Below are 22,416 nucleotides of genomic sequence, written 5' to 3' on the forward strand. Positions count from 1 at the left end.
AGCATAAACAGAGATAATTGTCAACTGCCGTTCATTTACGGATATTAGCTCTGTTTATACATATTTAAGATTATCGAATAACGAAATGTTGTATCATTAAGTATGAGGGACATTTTCGCAAAAAACGTTAAGAAGCTTATTTAATACCAATCTTAGATGGGAATGAAATTCGAGGGGGATTGCATATGAACCGTCTAAAGGTCTTAATTACTTCCGATGGGTACAGAGATGAGATAAACGGCGTTGCCCAGATCGCAGCCATCTGTGCTGATGAGATGAGAAGACGCAGAATCGACGTCAGGGTCCTTACTTTATCGGATAAGAAGTTCAACTATAAAAATGGCGATGACTATTATCTGCAATCGTACAGATCAGCTTTTTGGCCGGAATGGAAAAAGAGCTTTGTTCGAAAGCATGCATTTATAGATGAAATAGTCGCATGGAAGCCTGATATTATTCATGCTCATACAGAGGGCTCCACCGGGATCATTGCAAATATGATCTCGGATGCTTGTGGTGCGCCCTTAGTCATGACATCTCACACAGATTATGCAAAATATGTTTTTGGCAGATTTCATAATACATTTCCATTAACCATAGCCTCGATAGTATGGGGATATTTTGCATATAAGCACGCAAGTCGTGTCATACTGCCGTCTGAAAAAGCGCTGACATTCGATCAGCATAAATTCATAAAGGACAAAGCTACAGTTTTAAATAATGGAATAAATTTGCATAAGCTTCAAAAGAGCGTTCCGCCAGGTGAGCGCAGGGAATTAATGAGAAAATACGGTATCCGGGACAATAAGAAGATTCTTCTTGTAGTAGCAAGACTTGCTAAGGAAAAGAAAATAACAGACATTCTGGAATGGACGAAAAAGCTTCTGGAAAAGGATCCGGATATTCAGCTTGTTATTGTAGGCGATGGTTTATATAGGCAAAAGCTGGAGAAACAGGCTGAAAAATTAAAAATAAAGGATGCGGTAACCTTCACGGGAAGAGTTTCTCCTGAACGGGTTTATCGATTTTATAATATCGGGACGCTCTTTGTTTCGGCATCGGATTTCGAGGTGAACAGCCTCTCATATATTGAGGCCATGGCCTGCGGACTTCCTATTATCTGCCGAAATGATCCGTGCCTTAAGGGCATCCTTGAAAACGGAGTAAATGGATATTCCTTCGAAAATGGTGATGAGTATGGCAGACATGTAATGCAGCTTCTTGAAAATGAGGATATGCGCCTGGAAATGGGAGAAAATGCCAGGGAAATGTCAGCACGCTTTAGCGACAGACATTTTGTGGACAGTATGCTGGAAATATATGGCGAGATCATCACCAAACAGGTGGAGGTCTTGTACAATGACTCTTTATGAAAAATTAGACAAAATTTTAATTGCGGGAGATTCGTGGAAGACCATACTGGCCGGACTTTTGGTAACTGTGCAGATATCGTTTGCTGCGCTGGTTTTGGGAACCGTGCTGGGAGCTGTGGTATGTCTTTTTAGAACGCGTAAAAATCCCATAATCAGAGGGATTGCCTCCGGATATATTGCAATCCTGAGAGGAACGCCGGTGCTGATGCTTCTGCTGCTTTTGTATTATGGAGTTTTTGCAAAAGCAGGGCTAAAGCCTCTCACAGTAGCTATCATCACCTTTGCACTTAATGTGTCGGCACATGTGGCAGAGCTCCTGCGCTCAGCGCTTCTTGCAGCTGACAAGGGACAGGCAGAGGCAGCGAGAACACTGGGATTTTCAGCGTGGGCGACCTTCCGCCTTGTGACACTTCCACAGGTTCTCCGTATTGCAAAGCCCGTCTATCAGTCCACGATAGTTAACCTCATTCAGTGGACCAGCGTTGTTGGATACGTTACGATCACTGATCTTACAAGGGTTATTAACAATACTGCGGCCAGAACGATGCAGCCGCTTCTTACGATTTCCATTGGTATGCTGATATACCTTGCCTTTTCTTACGTCGTGTTTGGCTTTTTCACACTGACAGATAAGATAAGTGAAAAGAAAAGGGGGCCTGCCGTATGAGCCTTATAGAAGTTAAGGGATTAAGAAAATCCTTTGGCCCCAATGAGGTTTTAAAGGGAATAGATCTGACAGTTGAACGTGGTGACAGAATCGCCATAATCGGTGGCTCCGGATGTGGAAAAAGCGTGCTCCTAAGGTCACTGACACTGCTGGAAAAGCCAAGCGCCGGGCAGATTTTCATAGATGGCCGCGAGATCACTGAACAAGGGGCAAATGTGGATGAAATCAGGCAGAGCATGGGAATGGTATTCCAGAAATTCCACCTTTTTTCAGAGATGGATGTGATGGATAACCTCTGTCTTGCTCCTGTGAAGCTAAAGGGCATGTCCAGAAAGGATGCTGAAGAAAAGGCAATGGAGCTGCTTTCTCAGGTGGGCTTAGCTTCTCGAGCACACAGATGGCCTGAGGCGCTGTCAGGTGGTCAGCAGCAGAGAATAGCGATATGCCGTTGCCTGATGATGGAGCCCAAGGTTCTGTTATTCGACGAACCGACAAGTGCCCTTGATCCGCCGATGGTGGGCGAGGTTCTTGCGGTTATACGAATGCTTGCAAAGCGCGATATGAGCATGCTTATTGTAACCCACGAAATGAATTTTGCCAGAGAGGTTGCGAACAGGGTGCTGTTCCTTGCGGATGGTGGTATTTATGAGCAGGGGACGCCCACAGAGATATTTGATAGCCCGAAGCGTGAAAAGACCATAGCATTCATCCAGAAGATCAAGTATTTCAACTATGAGATAAAAGAGCGTGGGTTTGATCTGATGGCACTTCAGGGCGGAATACAATCGTTTGGAGAAAAATACGGTCTTAGTCAGAAGCAGATTTACAGACTTCAGATTTGCTCAGAGGAGCTCATATACGAAATGCTGGGTGGCTGCTATGAGAAAAGCGATGAAGTGGATATAAATATAGATATTTCGTATTCGGAAGCAAATTGTACAACGGAGCTGGCCATTACCTCCGGAGGAAAAGAGTTTGATCCCTTCGGGCAGGAGGATGATGGACTTGGAGTAACAATTCTTAAAAAGATGGCTAAGAGCATAAGGTGTCAAAGAGAGGGCGACAGGAACCGGATCAGGATAGAGCTGTAAAGCAAGAAATGAAATGTCACCAATTTTAAGGGTGAGCAGAGTCGTACGGAAGCACATATTAACATATAGTATAATAAAAAAGATAATATAATAAAAAAGTTGAGGGAGTACTATGTATAAAAGGAATCAGAAATTTATCAGAAGCATCGGGGTATTTATGCTCACGGCAGCAATTCTTACAGGCTTCTCGGAAAAAGTATCTGCCGGTAAGACAGTTTCAGCTAAAGCAACAAGTGAAGCAGATGCAATCCCGGGTAATGGGAGACACTTTGTCCAATATAACGGACACGTTTATTTCAGAATTCCAAGTGAAGATGACATGAAAAAATCTGCAATCTGGGGTAATTATGCGGATATTCCAAACAGTAAAGGCACGATTGTTGCTATGGATTGCAAAACCTTAGAAACAGAGCCGCTTTTCGAGGATATGTCGCAGGGGCGTATTGTTATATCCGGTGGTCGCTTAATACTAAGCTCTAACAGTCCTGCCGGACAGAACAACGTTCGCTCAGTTTCATTGGATGGATCTGATACAAAGGAGCTTCCGGGAACAAATATTTATGGCACACAGCCTTCAGGAAAATACTTTGTTACAGGTGGCTTTAATTCAAAAGACCATAAATTGCATTTATATATCTGTGATGAGGATGGTGGCTACAAGGAACCTGTTACATCAAGTAAGTTATATGATTATGCAGGAATAGGTAAGACACAGCTTTTTTGTATTACAAAGGAAAAAGAAGGCTACGGTAGTCTTTCAGGATTTGACTTAGAAACAGGTGAAGAAACAGTTTACGGAGAACTTCCGGAGCTGCAGGGAACTAAAAAAACGCCCGGCAGTGTAAGCAGATGTATGGAAGAAGACGGATATGTTTATTTACAGCTTGTCTTTTACGAGGGCTCAAGCTATATCTATAAAGGTTCAAATTGTGTAAAAGTAAAAGTGGGTAAAGCAGGCAGCCTTGAAGAAATCATTCCTGAAGAAACGAAGAAAAAAGATGGAGAAGAGCGATATTCCCGTACTGTCATGGTAAAGGATGGCAAGCTTCTTTATGTTGAAGGAAGGCCCAATACTGCATCACTTGATCCTCATGGGAACATTGGCTTTTATAATGATGATGCCGAATTTGTAAAGGTAGCTTCCGGATATGAAACAGAGTTAACCGGTGAGAAGGATACCAGATTGTCGGTTGAGACTGTTGAAGCCGTTGATGGTTATATCTACGTTATCCAAAACAAAGAGCGCAGGGCTCAGAAGGATGATGACGGTCTACGATATGCGTATAAAAGAGTGGAAACGTCGTTTATCCGTCTTGATGAAAAAACAGGTAATAAGGTAACTATCAGTCACTGTGAAAATCCTGATATTAATAACCAGGACAGTGATCAGGCTAAAGACTCTGACGACGATAAAATTCCGAACAATGATCCTCTCAAAGGCCTTGTGAGAGGTGATATTCTCAAAAGGTTCCGCGCATCCAACCCCTACAGAGAGGGTAATGGTGTCCAGGAGGAAGCACGCAGGCTTGGAAACTGGGTGAAGGACTCTATTAAAAATCATATGCCGGATAGCTTAAAAGAGCAGGGAGAATCAATTGGCCGGAAATATGAGTTTTATTTCGGAACAGACATAGGGAACAATTTAAATAATAATTTCCCTTACATCTATATGGCTTATTTCACTCTCAAGGATTATTACTTCAATGGCAGAAATGTAGAATTTTACAATAGTCTTATTGAAGATGATTCATATCTGGGTAGTGGAGATCCGGAAACCATAGATCAGATGTATAAGGATATGCAGGCATTCATCACTGAATGCAATAACTACATAAGGAGAAAATAATCAAAAAGAGCGGGAAACATCTATGCGCTTTTATCGATTTAAAGAAACATTGACCGGAAGCCGGAGGCCAGAGGGTGAAAAGAGGGCTGATAATAACAATAAATCTCTTAATAATGGGAGTTATCCTGTTCTTTATCATCAGGTATGCGAATACTAAGGCGGAAGAGAGCAATAAAAATGAGATCATCGCCTTTGAAAAGATGACCATGACCACAAATCAGATCATCGCCAATTACCTTGAGGATGAGCAGCATCTCTGTGATATTTGGGCGAACTATATCAATCGTTCAGCGGAGGATGGCGCCCCGATGACGGCAGAGGACGCTGTATCCTTTATCAGAAAGGCCAAGATTTCATCAGAGATTGAGGGACATCTGATCTTTCTTGACAGTCCTGACAGGGAAGGCATTTCCACGACAGCCAGGGTGTCTGACCCCAGTGTTTATACGGTTTCTTACAAGAATCTAAAAATTTTTGACAATATTAGTGTAAGCGATACGTCCGATGTCGTTAATCTCACCAGAGCCTACACAAATCCTATGAATGGTGTGCAGTCCATTGCGTTCTTAAACAATGTGACTGTGCTTGACAAAGAAAGTGGTGAGCAAAAGAAGGGCCTTCTGATGCGTGTTGTTCCTTTGAGCCGTCTTGAGCAAAAGTTGGTTTTCCTCAAAGGTGAATACGAGAATGTCGAGATAAGTCTCGTGGACAAGGAAGGTAATTACGTTGTCCACGGTAAGTCCTTTAAGAACAGTAATTTTTTTGAGTACTACAAGTCCTATAATGCGGCTACGTCTGAGGAATATGAGCGCGTGATCAAGGAGATAGCCGGTGGGACCGGTACCATGACGATCAAAAACTTCAAGAAAGAGGACTGTATTTTATCCTACACGCCTCTTGAGACTATGACGACATGGTTTCTGCTTGCCTATATACCTGTGAATGATCTGGTGGCAAGCAGGTCCATAGACTGGCAGCTTCTTGGAATAGCTACAGTTGGCTTTTTGATTCTTCTGATATTTAATTCGATTGTAATGATGAATTACAATCGCGAGCTGTCAGAGGCTGCGAAGCAGGCAAATCAGGCCAATGAGGCCAAATCCAGCTTTCTGTCCACCATGTCCCATGATATCCGCACGCCTATGAACGCGATACTGGGCTTGAACGAGATGATACTTCGTGAGACCAGGGACGATAATATCAGAATGCACTCGGAGAGCATAAAAACGGCGGGAAGCACGCTCCTTGGCATCATCAACGATATTCTGGATTTCTCCAAGATAGAAGCCGGAAAAATGGAAATAATAAACGTTGATTACAGTTTTGCTTCCCTCCTCAATGATCTTGTAAATATGGTGCAAAAGAAAGCGGAAGACAAGGGGCTTTCTTTTAACCTGAATATAGACAAAAATATCCCCATGGTCCTTAACGGAGATGAGATCAGGATTAAGCAGGTAATCATTAATATCCTCTCGAACGCCGTTAAATATACCAAACAGGGGGGCATAACCTTTTCCATACATGCAGATAAGATGCAGGATAAGCCGGATAGGGTCAGGCTTAAAGTAAGTGTTGCAGACACCGGTATAGGAATAAAACCTGAGGATCTTGATAAGCTGTTCGTTGCCTTTGAGCGAATTGAGGAAAAAAGAAACAGGAACATCGAGGGCACAGGTCTTGGTATGACTATTGTCCAGAGATTTCTTGACATGATGGGCAGTCATCTTGAGGTCCAGAGCGAATATGGCAAGGGCTCGGTATTTTCCTTTGAACTTGAGCAGAAGGTCGTTAAATGGGATCCCATTGGAGATTTCGAGGAGGCCTTCAGACGTTCAACAAGTGAGAGGGCAAACTACCATGAGAAGTTCACAGCTCCTGAGGCAAGGGTGCTTGTGGTTGATGATACTCCTGTTAATCTCACGGTGTTTGTAAATCTGCTTAAGAGAACAGGACTACAGATCGATACGGCGGAAAGTGGTGATGAATGCATATCGCTTTTTGCCAAGAAAAGTTATGATGCCATTTTCCTGGATCACATGATGCCGGATAAAGATGGTATAGAGACCCTTAATGAGATGAAGGACATAACGGATACTCCGAATAAAGAGACACCGGTAATCTGTCTTACCGCCAATGCGATATCGGGTATGCGTGAGATGTATACGAAAGCCGGATTTGATGACTATCTCACCAAGCCGATCGATGCAGAACGTCTTGAGATGATGTTATTACAGTATCTTCCTGAGGATAAGGTGACTATTGTATCCGATAAGGAGGACACCACATCCGATAACAATGACACTGACGAGTATGTGCTTCCGGATTTTCTGCGTGATATTAAGGAGCTTGATATAGACTCAGGGCTGGATTATTGCGGCGACTGCGAGGATTATTTGATGGCTCTTGAGACATACCTTGGCAGTGCGGAGAAGAAGGCGGAAGAAATCGAGAAATACTGGGCCGAAAGAGATATAAAAAATACAACAATAAAGGTACATGCGCTTAAGAGCACTTCACGATCGATAGGCGCACTGGAGCTGGGAGAATTCGCCGCAAGGCTTGAGAAGGCCGGAAACAGCGGTGATCAGGAAATACTGGAAAAAGAACTTGGCGAACTAATTTCCAGGTACAGACAGCTTGCGAAGGATCTTGAACCACTAAAGGACCTGGAGGAATCGGATAAATAGGATAGTCTTAGCAGATAATGACTGGAGGTAATTCTTATGAGGAAATCCTTTAAAACGCTATTGTCTTTAGGTATGGCTACTATGCTTCTTTTGCCGGGCTGTGGCAATGGAAAAAAAGAGGAAGCTGCCTTTGTTCCAAAGTATGACAAGGATACGGAGTTTTCTTTGACTGTTGCGGGCAGTTACGGTAACTTTGAATCGCTTGAAGCAGAGTTTGAGCGCTTTTATGAGTATTATCCCAATGCCAATTTAGAGTATGTAACCATGGATGATTACAATAACGTCATCTCAAGCGCCCTTGTAAATAACGAGCCGCCGGATATCTTTACGACTAGCAGCTGGATGGTCGGCAATGAAATGTATGATGCTATGTTTGATGCCTGCGAGGTTTTGTCCGATTCTTCTTCCGGTATCGATTATTCCTGCATCAGGGAGTCACTGATAAGGACTACGGATTCTGGAGATGTTGTAATGCTTCCGATTTTTACAACCTCATATGGAATGCTTGTGAACATGGATATCTTTGAAAAAGAAGGCTTAAAGGTTCCGACAAATTTCAAAGAGCTTATGGAGGTCTGCACAAAGCTAAAAAATGCAGGCTATGAATCTCCTATGATGGGTGCGGACAGGTTCAGCGGATCCGGTTTGTTTAACTGCTTCGTTTATCCGATGTTTGCATATAATGTCACAAAGAACAGCGATAAAATCGACGCCCTCAATAACTTCGAGCCGTCATCGGGAGAGCTGATGCGTCCTGCTTTGGAGAGACTTAACGAATTTGTGAACTCTGATTGCATCGATGTAGCAAAATGCCAGGAGGAGATCGTGGACGAATACGACTCGGTAATCATGAGATTTTTCGAGGGTGATGTGCCGATGATGTTCGCTACAGGTGATGTGGTTTCAGGCACAGCCAAGAGAGAGAGCAAGTCCGATGCCTTTACCGCGAATCCCTTTAAATATAAATTCTTTACCGCACCTGCAGGTGACGACGGCGGTTATTTCATCAATTCAATTAGTATTTGCTTTTCCGTTAATAAAAACAGCAGAAATATAGACATGGCCAATGAATTTATGCGCTTTCTTATCAGCAAGAAGGAGCTTGGCAACATGGCAGGCTTAAAGAGACTGATTCCACCTGTTGACGATTTTTCGTCTGATGAAATCTATTCTGCCCTGGCTGATATACCTGCTGACAGGAGCTTTAGCGACAAGGAAACCGGTCTTTTGGATCCTGCGGTCAGACAATTCAGAGCTGCTATTTATGCTGTTGGAAATGGCGAGATGACAGTGGATGAGGCTGTTGCTGCTTACGGAAGTATTCCGGAGGAATAGAGTTTGAAGTATGTTGTTACCAGACTGGCGTTATTGCTGTCATTCGTGATAGGACTCAGTTTTTTTAGTATTGATGTAAAAGCTGACGATAATGCCACACTTATGATACTTGATGTGGATATGTGCGAGGATGCGGATGATATTATGGCTATCCGCCTTGCTGAAGTATATGATGCCCAGAATAAAGTGAAGCTTCTAGCCGTTACAAGTAATGTAATGGGTAATGAAGATGCAATAGCTGGGATGCTTACAAAAGAAGGCTTTGGAGATGTTCCTGTAGGAGTTAGTCCGTACCCGAACGATACCAGTCACCCGGCATATTGGGATAAGCTTTCTGAAACCGCATCAAGTAATGAGAAGATAGATGCTGTTAAGTTACTAAGAAGGACACTTGCCGAAGCAGATGCACCGGTATCTATTGTCACCACAGGCTATCTTACAAATATTTATGAGCTTATGATCTCACAAGGAGATGAGTACAGCCCTCTTAGCGGGATGGAGCTTATAAGAGAAAAGGTAAAGGAATTACACGTGACCGGCGGTGTTTACCCCGCGGGCGTGGATTTTAATTATGCCTATGTGCCATTTGCACCTGTTAGTGCCGGATATGTATTTGAAAAATGGGGCAGCGCTGTGCCGCTTTTCATATATACATACGACCTTGGCGGCCCGCTTATGTGCGGCGGCAATCTTCAGGACATGGCTGAAACCGACTATCTTGCATGGGCATTGAAGAACAGAGGCGCTGAAAATGGAACGCCATCCTGGGATGCTTTTACAGTGTTTGTTTGTGCTAATTTTATAGATGCTGAAATTCATGGGATAACATGTGAAAAATGTAATATCGAAATTGATCAGGACGGAGCTGATATTATAGAGGACTGTCCAGAGGGGAAATTCTACAGAATCAGGAAAAGTAAGGATAATGAGTATTATAGGGACCTTATAAATGCTGATCTGTGATTGAGATGATACTATCAAATTTGCAACTTACCCCTTTAAAAATACAACTTACTTCATAATCCGTTTTCCAATTTCAGTTTGTGCCGTATTATCCGATTAACAGATAACCACAGATAAATCGGGGAGGCACAAATGAATTCAATAGAGATAAAAAATCTTACAAAAAGATACGGAAAATTCTTTGCGGTTGATAATCTCAGTTTTGAAATAAAGCAGGGCGATTTCGTTGGATTTCTGGGCGTAAACGGAGCAGGAAAATCCACGACGGTTAACATGCTTTCAACCATACTTACTCCGGATGGCGGAGATGCATATCTTTGTGGCTATAAGCTTGGCAAGGAAGATATGGAAATCCGCCAGTCAATCGGAGTTGTCTATCAATCAAATGTCTTAGATGACTTGTTTACTGTTAAAGAAAACATTGTCACACGCTCAAAAATGCTTGGGTTGGACGACAGTACAATAAACAAGCGTCTTTCAGATCTTTCAGATATTCTGAAACTCTCAGATATTATGAATAAGCGATACAGAGTTCTCTCGGGAGGACAAAAGAGGCGATGTGAAATTGCTTTTGCTCTCATGCATTCGCCTAAAATTCTTTTCCTGGATGAACCCACAACCGGCCTTGATCCTGCGACCCGCGTTGATGTCTGGGACGCAGTTGAGAAGCTTAGGGCCAATACTGATATGACAGTTTTCCTGACGACTCACTACATGGAAGAAGCGCAGTCAGCAGACAAGATCATAATCATTAGTAAGGGAAAAAAGCTGGCGGAAGGAACTCCCTTTGAATTAAAGGAGAGATTTGCCAAAGACAGTTTAAAGCTGTATTTCAGCGAGAATAACAGAGACAAGGTCCTGGATATTATAGGAAAAGACAGGCTTATCACAACATCCTATGGCGGATGTGTTGAATCGAAAAATCCCTTTGCTGCAGCAGAAACAGCGGGCAAATTAAAGGGAATCGTTGATGGATTTGAAATAATACAGGGCAAGATGGACGACGTATTTTTGAATGTCACTAATGAATATGGGAGGGCAGTATAATGAGAAGCTTTTTTGCGATAAATAAGAGAAACATAGGTTTATATTTTAGAGATTACTCAGCTGTATTTTTTTCACTTCTTTCAATGATAATCATCATTGTTCTGATGGTGTTTTTCCTTGGAGATATCAACAACGGCGAGCTTCTTGATGCAATAAAGCTGGTTCCGGGAAGAGGCACAGACAGTGATGTCAAAACAATAGAGCAGTTCAGTTTTCTCTGGACCTGCGCAGGAATACTGACAATAAATGCATCAACAGTCACTCATGCATTTTTCTCAAATATGATTAAGGACAGAACAGGAAACCGCTTGAATTCACTGCTTGTAATGCCTGTTAAAAGACCTGTATTCGTACTTGGATATATTTCAGGTGCCTGGATCAGCGGTGTCATCATGAGCATAATAACCTTTGCTTTTACAGAGGCTATAGGCGTAGTAAAGGGGATGGAAGTTCTTCCTTTTGAGGTACACGTTAAGCTTCTTCTTTTGATAATGCTTAATAACTTTGTATATTCAGCTGTAATGTTCCTTCTTGCATCAATCATCAAGAGCCAGAGTGCATGGAGCGGAATCGGAATTATTCTTGGTACACTTTCAGGCTTCCTTGGCGGAATTTATTTCCCCATTGGGTCCATGAGCAGCACAATGCAGCATGTTGTTAAGCTTTTTCCCTTCATTTACGGAACCTCTCTTTTCAGAAAGGTAATGATGGCTCCTCTCGAAAACACCTTCTTCGACGGAATGCCCGAAGTAGTACGAACGGAGGTTGACCGCACTATGGGCATGGACATTTTCATTAACAACAATCAATTGTCTGAGCCGGGAAAAGTGGGTATACTTATTGCTGTAGGGGTAGTCTTTATCATCATTTCCACTATTTTCCTAACAATAAGCAAGAAGAAAGACAGATAATGAAAATTACTATTGAGTCACCGTTACCCGGTGAAGAAGATGAAATCATCATAAAGATGGCAGAATTGGACGACGAGGTTCTTAAAGTAATCCGTCGTCTCAAGGACGGCGTAAGCAAGGACACTATGGCTGTTTATGCAAACGAGAGCATTCTTATGGTTCCCATCAGGGATATCCTGTATTTCGATGCAACAGATAACCGCGTATTTGCTTACACCAGGGATAACTGCTTTGAAACCAGGAAGAAGCTCTTTGAAATAGAAGAGCTTCTTGCCAATTCTTCATTTTTGAGAATATCCAAAAATGCCATCGTTAACATAAAATCCATCGATCATCTAAGCCCTGAATTTAACGGAAGATTCATCGCCAGCTTAAAAAACGGCGAAGATATTATCATTTCAAGGGGCTATGTCCCCGAGCTTAAGAAAAAGCTCGGTATCGGGAAATAAAACGGAGGACTACTAATATATTATGAGAGCATTTTTATCTGAATTTTTAAAATGGTTTTTGATCATAAATACAGGCATAATGGTCATCGTCTGGATCAATATTTTTAAATACGATACTATCTGGACAGCTATCATTCCGCAGATTTTCGGGGCAAGCTTTTTGACATCACTGGTAACGGCTGCTTATTTTTCATACAATCCCAGAAAGCCTATCAGCGTGCCTGTCAGAATATTACTTACCATCGCACATTACCTGATCCTATGCGTGATCATAATGACTCTTGGCACACGATTTAACTGGTTTGAGCTCACATTGCAGGGCGGCCTTGCCGTAACCTTAAGCGTGGCCGGTGTTTATATCATTTCAGCTGTGATTTCGTATATGCTGTCAAAGGGAGAAGCAGATGAAATGACAGATGCGCTTAAAAAATATAAAGAAGAGGATTAAAATACGGTATGCAAGGGTACATCTTCTCATGCATTTCTAAATCATGAAGGACGACCTATAAGAATGAAGCAGGAACAACCAGAGTTGTTTGCGGCATTCAGTAGTTTAGTTGTGGAGAAGTAGTATAATTATGGCAGTAATATAGCAGAAAGAAGGAGGCTTTGATATGAAAATCGAACTTGGAATGAAAGTAAGGATTAAGGAGACTTGTGAGGTTAATGCGGGTTATACAGGAGTAGTGGAAAGTATTCTGCGCAATAGAGAGGACCATAATATTGGTGTTGATATAGATGGAGACCACGAAAATCCCACACCGTATTACTACAGTGAGACTGATCTTGAAGTTTTAGAATAAAAAACACTTACACCAAAAATAATTATCTGCTATGATCTGTTACAATATTTAGCTTAATGTTGGTGGTCTTCAGAACTTTGTGTTCGTTGCTGATCTTTGTTCAGCACTATTGTTTTTTATTTAGCACCACCGATCTGCAGCTTAGCCCCACTAAGGGGGGTTATACTTAATAATACAAACTGACATTATCTTGCTGTTTAATGAATTAGTGGGGATGAAAAGTGTAACTACACGTCGAACGCCACAAAGCAAATAAGGTCAAGTAGCCTAAATTGCCATTCGGGCAATAACTACGTGAAAAATGGTTAAGCAGGGATTTCTCGCGTAGGAAATGGCCACCTAAAAGCAATCGACTACGTGAAAATTGCTTAGGAATAGATAAGACTCGTAGGAAAGAGTTAATACTAAGGCAGAAACTACTTGATAAATACTAAAACCCAGGCTGGGACAAGTAGAAAAGACAATATTGCTGCTAAATCCTACGCGAAAATAGTCGAAAGTAAGAATTTTTCAAGTAATATCGACCTTCCGGGAATGTTTCCCAAAAGAGTTATAGATGGAAATAATTTCGGGATATAATGTTTCAAAGCCTCTTACTCTAAGTCTTCCTCTTCAACTCTGATGAATTCTACCCAATTGTTATCGTCCATATTTACATAAATGGAGTCACCTTCAATTGTGAATTCCCTGCGGTTGTTCCAGGTGGAATCCATGAAAAACTGGGAACTGCCCCAATAGAAATCAACTTCATCCTGCATTTCCATTTTTCCTGTGTGATCAGGATTAAGTGTGATTGTATCAGTAACTAACTGAACCTGCCCATCTACTGCTTCGTCATACACGTGTTGGTAGGTTCCGAGATAGTTGGAAAACTCTGTCTGGGGAGCGAAGTGATCAAAGTCCAGAGTATCGTACACCATTGATAAGTTGTAACTGATTTGGGAATTCATACGGTCATTATTTCCCATGGTCTGATAAATCTCAACAAGGAAAACCTTTCCATTATATTCTGCTGCTTCATACATCTCATATACAGGTACTTTTCCTTCTGTGGGATTAAGACGTCTGATATATGACCAGTTATCTCCATAGAAAAACCCTTCACTTCTTATCGTATCATCAGGGTTCCAGTTCTCTGTCTTTTTGCCAAGAACTTCAGTGGGAGATTTTCCATCGATTACGTTAAAGCCTACATAGCAGGTTCCTGCACAGTCACCAGTATATACAAAGTATGCACCGTCTCGTGTCTCATTTACTTCGAAAAGCTTTTTTTCATCAAAACTTATGTATGAATCATATAAGAGGGAATATCACACAATTATCACACGTATGGGTTGGCATTCATTAGCTGGTATTTGTTTTTTGATTGACACAGGTGTTGGCTGCCAGGTGGGACAGTCTATTAAAAAAATAAATATAGAAAATATAATGGAATTATGCAGATTGAAATATTAGAATACTAATGGGGGAGCTAATTGTTTTCAATCAACAAAAATCAAAAGGAGAAGGGAATCATTATGAAAAAAGTTTTTAAGTCTCTCTACGCGCTGGCAATCGCTTTGTGCGTAATTTCAGTTGCAAAAATAAGTGTATGTGCATCAGAGCATCTTCCGGAGGGTGCTACATTTTATTCTGAAAAGTATAAGTATGTAGTGACGAAGGCATGTACCATAGAGCCCGAAACTGCTAGCGGTGATTTTGGACAGGTTTTGATCGCAGGTTTTAATCCGACATTTTATAAAAAGGCAAAGAAAATAGCGATGTCATCATCCTCGTTCCTTGTTGGCACGGATAAAGCAGGTATCACCTTAGATGTAACTTGCGATAGAACAAGAGAGCAGTTCCATATTACAGGATTCACTTCCGGTGCATTTAAAAATTGCAAAAAAATTGTTTCAGTTGATGTGCCTGCATTTTCAACGGATCGCATTAGCTATGGTTCAAAGGATAAATATCTGTTAGATATCCCGGATAACTGCTTTGCAGGATGTACGGGGTTAACTAAAGTTACATTGGGAACAAACCTGACATCCTCATCTGAAACTCGTATAGGGAAAAATGCTTTTAAGGGATGTAAGAAACTGATTCAGATCGATCTGAATACAACGCCTGTTTTTATAGGAAAAAATTGCTTTAAAAACTGTAAGAAATTACACACCATTGTTTGGAATAACATTTCAAACACATTACCTCCCGTTGATGTTCAGGCAAATGCATTTAAAAATGTCAAAAAGGTGACTATCCAATCCACATTAAGTGATGCTTCCAAGGATCTTGCTATCAAGATGAAGCGCCGCGGTGCTAAAAAGGTGTATTACTATTATGACCACATAAAGAAAAAAGCATGATAACCAGTAAAAAGAGATTTAGAGAATTGAAAAGAAGAATTATAACCTTGACTTTATTCATGACTTTTATAATTGCAGGATGCAGTAAACAAGAAGAAGCCCCGGTAGAAACACCAGCTGAAAAGACAGATGAAATAGCTGAAGAAGAACCTCAAAAAGAGAAATTTTTACCGGCTGAATACATTTGGAGCACCTATGAAAAATCTGATGTTTTAATAAAATTGGATTACCCTTATGAAGATGGGAAGCATGAACTGTATGTACCTAAGATTTCAGAAGATGCCAAAATGGAATACCGAAAGGACGGAGAACTCATTTGCACTATCAATGATACCTTGCCACTCACAATTAAGGAAGTTACGGCTTGTGATTATACATTTGACGGAATTATTGACCTGATCATAGTCGGGAAGGGCCGTAGAAATAATGAGACCTTTTGGCTTTACAAAGGAAGATCTCCTGAATCTGATAGGGGTAGCTTTTGGTTTAGTGCTGATAATGAGACCAGGGACTCTGTCCGGGACGAAATAGGCGATGAGTATAGTGCAGACAAGATTGAAAACTTCCTTACCGGTGGGCTTGAAACAGGAAAGATCAGTTCTTATGCTGAGGCTTATAAGGCTTTGATCCGTCTACATGAGCTTGGTAAAACGGATTACACATATAATCTGATCTATCTGGACGATGACGATATTCCGGAACTGGTTGAAGATGCCGGATATTTAAATATTTACAGTTTCTCTGATGGAAAAGTAACTCATCCGCTTATCGATTGTGCTTATGGAGTAGGAGGATGCGTATATTATGAATATGCGCCATATAAGAGCACACTTCGCTCTTTCGGACACGATATGGAAGAGTATGGCAATACAATATATTCGATAAAAGACAATATGCTTACTACTTTATATGACGAGATAGGCTTCTACGAATCTACGGAGACAAAATATATCAATCATACTGATGAAGCTTTATCCGACGAAGAGCTTAAAGATAGAATCGATGAGCTGAATTCATATTCTTATATAGAGATATATGGTGAATATCAAAAAGAAGAAATTCTGGATATGCTCGATTAATGATTAAGCTACGTTAGCAGAAGGGCATTTGCACCATAGTAAGCGAGTGTGTGAAAGTTTTTCTGTAAATAAGATATCCTAAGATAATTGACGAGCTGTATGGCGGTAAGATTACCGTTGTCCAGCTCGTTTTGACTATACCTAATCCCATTGATTTCGTCAAGAATCATGATAAAATTTGTATAGAATTTGCTCCTGTATGTTGGAGTGTGTTCTAGTCTGGTAAAACTTGTGGTTATGCTTATTGATCCCCTTCTTGTTAGCGGTGGCGTCAGTGAAGCTTTGATTTTTATAATAGAAAACTATCTGGTTCGTATAATACCTTTTATTGGGATAATCCTCTTTACCGGACTTGTAAAAGGCAACAGGTTTATTTACAACTCATTTGCGATGAATTATGAAAATAATGGTTTTAAGGCGCTGTTTTTAGGATTGCTGATCGGATTTTTTATGAATGGAGTATGTGTTCTTGCAGCGGTAATTCATGGTGATATAAAACTGTCCTTTGGATTTACCTTATCACAGCTTCCAATTATTCTTTTTGCGCTGGTATGTGTGTTTATTCAGAGTGCATCAGAGGAAATGTGGTATCGCGGATTTCTTTATGAACGCATCCATGCAAACTATCCGCTCTGGCTTGCTATCATTATGAGCGGTCTGATTTTTGGTTTTGGACATATGTTTAATAATGGAGTCTCCATTTTGGCAGTTATCAACATCATGGTCATCGGATTGGCATTTGCCATGGCAAAATGGCAGAGCAGAAGCATCTGGCTGGTATTTGGTATTCACACCGGTTGGAATTTTATGCAGAACTTCTTCTTTGGCCTGCCAAACAGCGGTGTTGTTTCCGTGGTGTCAGTATTCGGGCTGGATGCTGTAAATACTTCTGGCAAGCTCTTTTACGATACTACCTTTGGAATTGAAGGAGCAGTATCATTGCTGATAATAGGATTATTACTGGCCTTGGTATCTTTTGCCCTGGCCTTCAAATCTGGCAGGCTGGCAGAACTGAGGGAGCGCTCTTGCCAGCCAACCAATAAGGCTTAATCAGCAGATTCACAGTGAAGTCGTTATCTGTATCCGGTAGGTATAAACAGTCCCACTGACTGCATTTTGCTCAAAAATACCCAATAGTCGAAAAACCACAATTTTGAGTGTTTATATACGATAATTGGCATAAACCGATTATCATATGCGACAAGGAGGAACAATATGTCTTTTACCGAATCAATCAAATCAGTTCTTACAAATTTCAAAGACTTCAAGGGAAGAGCAAGAAGAAGTGAATTCTGGTGGTTCCTCAAGGATTCACAGCCGGGCGAGAACCAATGGGGGCCTAATCCGAAGGGCGTGTAAAGGACAGTATCTGTGAAAGAAAAAGCAAGATCGTTAAGAAGACCTTCCGGTAAATAGATTAGAAGTTTTCTTTTAGGACCATACTATGAAATCTTTTATGATGAGGCGACCGCACAAAGCCGCTACGAAGAGCTCTTTACAGAACTTGAAAGCGCAGATGTGATTAGTTTTCAGACTGTGGGTGGAGAATCATAAGTCATGTCACACCCCCGTATAGAAGCAATCTTGTCTTTAAAAATGCTGCAAAAGAAGCCCTTGAGAAAGTAAAGGTTATGGTTGTTTTAAACAGTTTCTTTATTAATCCCATAGTTTCCCCTAAACCTTACCACCAGAAGCAGCACTATAACTACCGCGCACATGATCTGGTTTTCACTTACAATCTTATCTGCATGTGAAGCTCTCAAAAAATCAAGCATTATCTTAACCAGGCTGTATATGATGGCAGCCTTTAACGGGTCAAAACGGTTCCTAAAATACACAAAAGCTGACATGGCAAATATCAGAAGAAATACGGATGCTTCTAAGATCTGGACAGGAAAAACGTCGCCTTCCTGCGTGTGTATATGGCATATTCCGTTATATGAAATTCCCCCGCAGCATCCGGCAAATGCGCAGCCAACTTTTCCAAGTCCGTACATAAGGGGAAGTACCAGCGTATAGGCATCCCAAAAAGCTTCCTTATTCTGCGGCGTTATAAACGAAAATATGAATGCCCCCAGGAGCATTCCCACAGCTCCTCCCGTACTATTTAGTCCATATCCGCCCATACCGGAGAGAAGATAAGTCGCAATAATAGAGAGATAAACGCAGAGCAAAAGCTCCAAAGCAAGCGACATCACGATTATCCTGGAAGGAATCTTTTTCCTTCTGAGAAGATATGCTGACATTGTTATTCCAATAATAAAGGATGTAAGAATCATTATCCTGTACATAGTTATCACCCTATATTAAAACAGCCTTTATATCCGCCAAAACATGATGACAGGATAGTAGCACATGCTATTATCGCAATGACTGCTACAATAACCATAAATACTATCTCGATGACATAAATGACAAGAAGTACCTTGGCAAAGGTGTTCTTCGGATACTTTACAAGGGCAATCACTACAAATACATATCCAGCTATAAGAAATAACCCTGTAGAAGGCTGCAGGATTTTGTCATATACCACACCTAACAAATCATGCAGCATGTTTTCAAAATAAAATAGGAAATTTGAGAAAAGCCAGCAAGCAAGTGAAGCGATACACAGATATCTGCATTCACTGCTGTTATTATCCTGTATCTTTTTCTGCTGCTTTATCATTTCATTGTAGACATGCTCAGGCATAGGCGCGTTGTACTGATTCTGGTAAGGATTCTGCCTATTTAAAGGCTGACCCGTAACAGGGTCAAAGTTCCAGTTACTTGGATTAGAGCCTCCTGCACCTACGCTGCTTTGTGCCTGTTCATTATTCTGATTGTTTTGTTCCATTTCCCCTGACTCCCCGCTTTAGATTTGTTCCCGGTTTTAACCCATTATTGCCCATTCACCATTAAGACAGGACATACATGTATCGACCACAACGATATAAAATATGATCCCTAATAATATATCAAGGCCATACAGACATATAAGAATTGTTGCAAACTCATTTTTAGGATATTTTGCTGAAGTTAACATTGCGATAACATAGCCTGCAACAAGCACAACGCCGGCAACTATGGCAACAGGTGTAAATAAAAGCAAAGTTCCGATAATTAAGCAGCATAGGGATACTATGCACATTTTCTGGCCACCATCACCATTATTCTCATTTTGAATGTTCCCTACATTGTTCTGGGTTCCATATGTTTTTGGCCCATTATAAGGCTTACCGGTAACAGGATCATAGTTCCCGTTCTTCTGATCACCGTTTTCTGTTAATTCCCCGCCTATCTGGTCATTCTGATTAGTATTTTCCATTGTTATTTCCCCAAATTCCCCTTATTTTTAGTTCACCGTGAATAGCACGATTAATATATCAATCAGCATTATACCATTAAGGATACGTTCATAGAACTAAAACTCCAGATAGAAGATAACAAGATACTCGTTATTTATGGTCGGCACATCAATGGCTATTTCATAGCGCTGCCTGGGCACATTATCAGCTGCGAGGCGTTATCCCCTGATGAAGTTGAAAGAAACACATATTACCTGTCACAGGCTGGGCTTCGCAGTGATTATGCCAGTATCATATGTAGTGCCATAAATGACTACGCAGAAGGGAGATAAGAATGTCTAAAGAAAGATACATCTGGACGATGGCTCCTTTTCTTACTTTAATGCTGCCTTAAGACCATATGTGTCCTGGGAGTAGCTCCAATATTTGATCTTATGCTTTTTGTTTAAAACAAAAGTCGCTGGAAGAGTAACATTTCTCCTGTAATAGCCTGCATAGCGAAGCAGTGTCCACATATGCCGGTTGTTATACGGGTAGTTTAAGGATGTTATGACCTTTGGATACTTCTTCCGAAGATAATACAGTCCGCTGTCATATCTGTCCACATCCAGAAATACAACCTTTATTGACTTGCCCTTTTTCCTTAGCTTTTCAGCTGTTTTAAGGGTATTCATAGTAAGGCTGCAGCCGGTCCTTCCAAAGAGCAAAACAACATATTTTGTCTTGATCTTCTTTATTTTGTACGTCTTGTTCTTGCCGCTCTTATTCTTCTGGGCAACGATCTTCATGGACTTTACATACTTATTGATGTTCTTTTTCGCGGTCTTACTCATGTATTTGGAAGTATATGCATTTGCCTCAATAGAAGCACAGCTAAAGGAAAATACCATGACCATAGCTAAAAGAATGCTCAAGAAACAAACCCTCACACTTTTTTTCATATCATCCCCCTTGTTATGAATGCGCTGATACAGCTTTCACCAACCACTTTTAAAGTACCACGGGCAGTAGACATTAACAACTGTATTTGTGCAATTTTATCCATATTTGTTGACGTAATATGGTAGAATTTTATAGTAATAATAGTCAGTTTACAGCATGAGGAGACATGTGATGAAAAAGAGATTGGTAAGCCTAATAATTGCATCCTTTATGGCAGCACAGCTTGTTGCGTGCGGTTCAAATACCAAAGGAGAGGTAAGTACTAATACTGGAAGCGACCTCTCCAAGACTGAATCTGAGCAAAAAGAGGATGAGAGCAGCGAAACAGCTTCTGAAAGCAGTGAAGAATCAGCAACTAATGAAGAAAATACAGGCATGGCAAATCCTTGGAGAGACTGCACAGAGGATGAAGCAAAATCATCCTGTCCACGCCTGTTTAAAGCGCCCGAGGGCAGTAAGGTAACAGGCTGGAGCATGATGGGGGAAAAGAGCGATGATCCCGGAGCCCAGGGTCCACTGATACAGCTGGATTTTAGTATGGATGATATGGATTTTACTGCAAGAGCCCAGTATGGAGCCGATGAATATGCAGATATTTCCGGCATGTACTATGAATGGACTACTACAGATGATGTAACCCTAGCTAACTGGGGTGAAGGGCATATGGAGGGCAAGGTCAGCCGCTATGTCGGTGATGATGGCATGGTCGATCTTTGTACTTGGTACGATATTGAAATTGGAATAGCGTATTCATTATCTGTTGAAGCTTCTGATCTTGACGGATTTGATATACAAGCTGTTGCAGAGCAGATGTATTGCTCTGAGAATGAGCCATCAAGAGGCGATGACTCTGATACAGAAAATGGAGCGCAAGGTTCTTATGCTCCTGCAGACTTTAACCCGGAAGATGTATATGTAGCAACTGACCAGGGATCAACCATAGATATTTCCGGATGTGATACATTCACACAGATTGTTGATAAGCTTGAAGACGGCATGGGCTATGCAAATGCCACCATCGGAGATTCCGATGTACTTCTGGCATCAAGCGGAACATACGAATGGGAAGCCGGAGTCTATGCAGCAACTGATTCTGAGATTTTCTACTATAAAGACGGAGTTCCTACATATCTCGCTACAGTTTCGTCAAGCGGCACAGCAGATCCACTGAAAATAAAGGATGGAAATCTCTATGTTGCAGGACATCACTTCATATTTAAATATCTGATAGATAGTGGTTCCCTTATCGAAACCGAAGAAGCATATGAAGAATATGATGAGAATGGTAATGAAATATACTATTACAAGACCTGCAACAGCCAGTTCGAAGATTATGACGCACAGACTGCGAAAAGCCGCTACGAGGAGCTCTTTAAAGAGCTTGAAGGTGCAGAGGTTATAAGTTTTGATAATGTAGGTGGAAACTCCTAATGCAGGAAAAACTCATGATTAGTACCGGCGGCAGAATTATCTATGGTTCTTTTTTTGTAAAATACTCTTTTCTACTTGCAATAAATGGGAATGGTCATGGGATGGGATATTAGAACCATATTTCTCCCAGAAGGAAAAATATAAGATTACTTTTTGC

Annotated in this window: 21 protein-coding genes and 1 pseudogene; 17 read left to right on the forward strand and 5 right to left on the reverse strand. The window is 41.2% G+C overall.

Translation table 11 applies throughout. The annotated features are described in order from the left end of the window. Positions 1-185 precede the first annotated feature (185 nt). The 12 genes and pseudogenes from G587_RS0108215 to G587_RS0108270 all read left to right on the forward strand — a co-directional run bounded on the left by G587_RS0108215 (position 186) and on the right by G587_RS0108270 (position 13,172). Positions 186-1,373, forward strand: coding sequence for a glycosyltransferase (locus G587_RS0108215; RefSeq protein ID WP_026491843.1), 1,188 nt, complete (start codon positions 186-188; stop codon positions 1,371-1,373). Next, the gene (locus G587_RS21985) at positions 1,360-2,040 is read left to right on the forward strand and encodes an amino acid ABC transporter permease (RefSeq protein WP_051200903.1); all 681 of its coding nucleotides are present in this window, start codon (positions 1,360-1,362) and stop codon (positions 2,038-2,040) included. Before G587_RS0108215 ends, G587_RS21985 begins: the two co-directional genes overlap by 14 nt. Further along, positions 2,037-2,759 (forward strand): annotated as a pseudogene (locus tag G587_RS0108225) (amino acid ABC transporter ATP-binding protein); the annotation flags it as partial. The gene G587_RS21985 and the pseudogene G587_RS0108225, both read left to right, overlap by 4 nt. 484 nt (positions 2,760-3,243) lie before the next feature. After that, positions 3,244-4,977: a hypothetical protein gene (locus G587_RS0108230; RefSeq protein ID WP_026491845.1), complete on the forward strand. Its 1,734-nt coding sequence runs from the start codon at positions 3,244-3,246 to the stop codon at positions 4,975-4,977. Between the two features lie 74 nt (positions 4,978-5,051). After that, the gene (locus G587_RS24340; RefSeq protein WP_196812539.1) at positions 5,052-7,664 is read left to right on the forward strand and encodes an ATP-binding protein; all 2,613 of its coding nucleotides are present in this window, start codon (positions 5,052-5,054) and stop codon (positions 7,662-7,664) included. 36 nt (positions 7,665-7,700) lie between these two features. Beyond that, complete coding sequence (locus G587_RS0108240) at positions 7,701-8,999, forward strand: ABC transporter substrate-binding protein (RefSeq protein ID WP_081673359.1); 1,299 nt, start codon at positions 7,701-7,703, stop codon at positions 8,997-8,999. A 3-nt stretch (positions 9,000-9,002) separates the two neighbouring features. Next, a complete protein-coding gene (locus G587_RS0108245) occupies positions 9,003-9,962 on the forward strand; it encodes a nucleoside hydrolase (protein ID WP_026491847.1) in 960 nt (319 codons plus the stop codon). Between the two features lie 132 nt (positions 9,963-10,094). Further along, positions 10,095-11,009, forward strand: coding sequence for an ABC transporter ATP-binding protein (locus G587_RS0108250; RefSeq protein ID WP_026491848.1), 915 nt, complete (start codon positions 10,095-10,097; stop codon positions 11,007-11,009). Further along, entirely contained in the window at positions 11,009-11,920 is a 912-nt protein-coding gene (locus G587_RS0108255) for an ABC transporter permease (protein ID WP_026491849.1), read from the forward strand. The genes G587_RS0108250 and G587_RS0108255 overlap by 1 nt, the downstream gene beginning before the upstream one ends. Beyond that, a complete protein-coding gene (locus G587_RS0108260; RefSeq protein WP_026491850.1) occupies positions 11,920-12,369 on the forward strand; it encodes a LytTR family DNA-binding domain-containing protein in 450 nt (149 codons plus the stop codon). Before G587_RS0108255 ends, G587_RS0108260 begins: the two co-directional genes overlap by 1 nt. A gap of 22 nt (positions 12,370-12,391) precedes the next feature. After that, positions 12,392-12,817, forward strand: coding sequence for a DUF3021 family protein (locus tag G587_RS0108265; RefSeq protein ID WP_026491851.1), 426 nt, complete (start codon positions 12,392-12,394; stop codon positions 12,815-12,817). A 166-nt stretch (positions 12,818-12,983) separates the two neighbouring features. Next, entirely contained in the window at positions 12,984-13,172 is a 189-nt protein-coding gene (locus G587_RS0108270) for a hypothetical protein (RefSeq protein WP_026491852.1), read from the forward strand. Between the two features lie 593 nt (positions 13,173-13,765). Here G587_RS0108270 and G587_RS0108275 read toward each other — a convergent pair. Continuing rightward, on the reverse strand, positions 13,766-14,197 hold the full coding sequence (locus tag G587_RS0108275) for a hypothetical protein (RefSeq protein WP_026491853.1): 432 nt from the start codon (positions 14,195-14,197) through the stop codon (positions 13,766-13,768). 492 nt (positions 14,198-14,689) lie between these two features. On the opposite strand from G587_RS0108275, the gene G587_RS0108280 reads away from it, so the two are divergent. From G587_RS0108280 to G587_RS25835, 4 genes are all read left to right on the forward strand, one after another. Further along, entirely contained in the window at positions 14,690-15,520 is an 831-nt protein-coding gene (locus G587_RS0108280; protein WP_155829457.1) for a leucine-rich repeat domain-containing protein, read from the forward strand. Between the two features lie 26 nt (positions 15,521-15,546). After that, a complete protein-coding gene (locus G587_RS0108285; RefSeq protein WP_155829458.1) occupies positions 15,547-16,599 on the forward strand; it encodes a hypothetical protein in 1,053 nt (350 codons plus the stop codon). 237 nt (positions 16,600-16,836) lie between these two features. Further along, on the forward strand, positions 16,837-17,649 hold the full coding sequence (locus tag G587_RS21995; RefSeq protein ID WP_051200905.1) for a CPBP family intramembrane glutamic endopeptidase: 813 nt from the start codon (positions 16,837-16,839) through the stop codon (positions 17,647-17,649). Between the two features lie 165 nt (positions 17,650-17,814). Then, positions 17,815-17,958 (forward strand): hypothetical protein, encoded by a 144-nt coding sequence (locus tag G587_RS25835; RefSeq protein ID WP_196808798.1) that lies wholly within the window; start codon positions 17,815-17,817, stop codon positions 17,956-17,958. A gap of 281 nt (positions 17,959-18,239) precedes the next feature. On the opposite strand, the gene G587_RS0108305 is transcribed toward G587_RS25835, so the two are convergent. The 4 genes from G587_RS0108305 to G587_RS0108320 form a co-directional block, all read right to left on the reverse strand. After that, complete coding sequence (locus G587_RS0108305) at positions 18,240-18,890, reverse strand: prolipoprotein diacylglyceryl transferase family protein (RefSeq protein ID WP_026491856.1); 651 nt, start codon at positions 18,888-18,890, stop codon at positions 18,240-18,242. 5 nt (positions 18,891-18,895) lie between these two features. Continuing rightward, on the reverse strand, positions 18,896-19,435 hold the full coding sequence (locus tag G587_RS0108310) for a hypothetical protein (RefSeq protein ID WP_026491857.1): 540 nt from the start codon (positions 19,433-19,435) through the stop codon (positions 18,896-18,898). A gap of 36 nt (positions 19,436-19,471) precedes the next feature. Continuing rightward, positions 19,472-19,906: a hypothetical protein gene (locus tag G587_RS0108315; RefSeq protein WP_026491858.1), complete on the reverse strand. Its 435-nt coding sequence runs from the start codon at positions 19,904-19,906 to the stop codon at positions 19,472-19,474. Positions 19,907-20,260: 354 nt separating this feature from the next. Next, the gene (locus G587_RS0108320; protein WP_026491859.1) at positions 20,261-20,827 is read right to left on the reverse strand and encodes a redoxin domain-containing protein; all 567 of its coding nucleotides are present in this window, start codon (positions 20,825-20,827) and stop codon (positions 20,261-20,263) included. 172 nt (positions 20,828-20,999) lie between these two features. Between G587_RS0108320 and G587_RS0108325 the strand changes: the two genes are divergently transcribed. Continuing rightward, the gene (locus G587_RS0108325) at positions 21,000-22,259 is read left to right on the forward strand and encodes a hypothetical protein (protein WP_026491860.1); all 1,260 of its coding nucleotides are present in this window, start codon (positions 21,000-21,002) and stop codon (positions 22,257-22,259) included. Positions 22,260-22,416: the final 157 nt, after the last annotated feature.

It is taken from the genome of Butyrivibrio sp. XPD2002, assembly GCF_000423945.1.
Classification (GTDB): Bacteria; Bacillota; Clostridia; order Lachnospirales; family Lachnospiraceae; genus Butyrivibrio.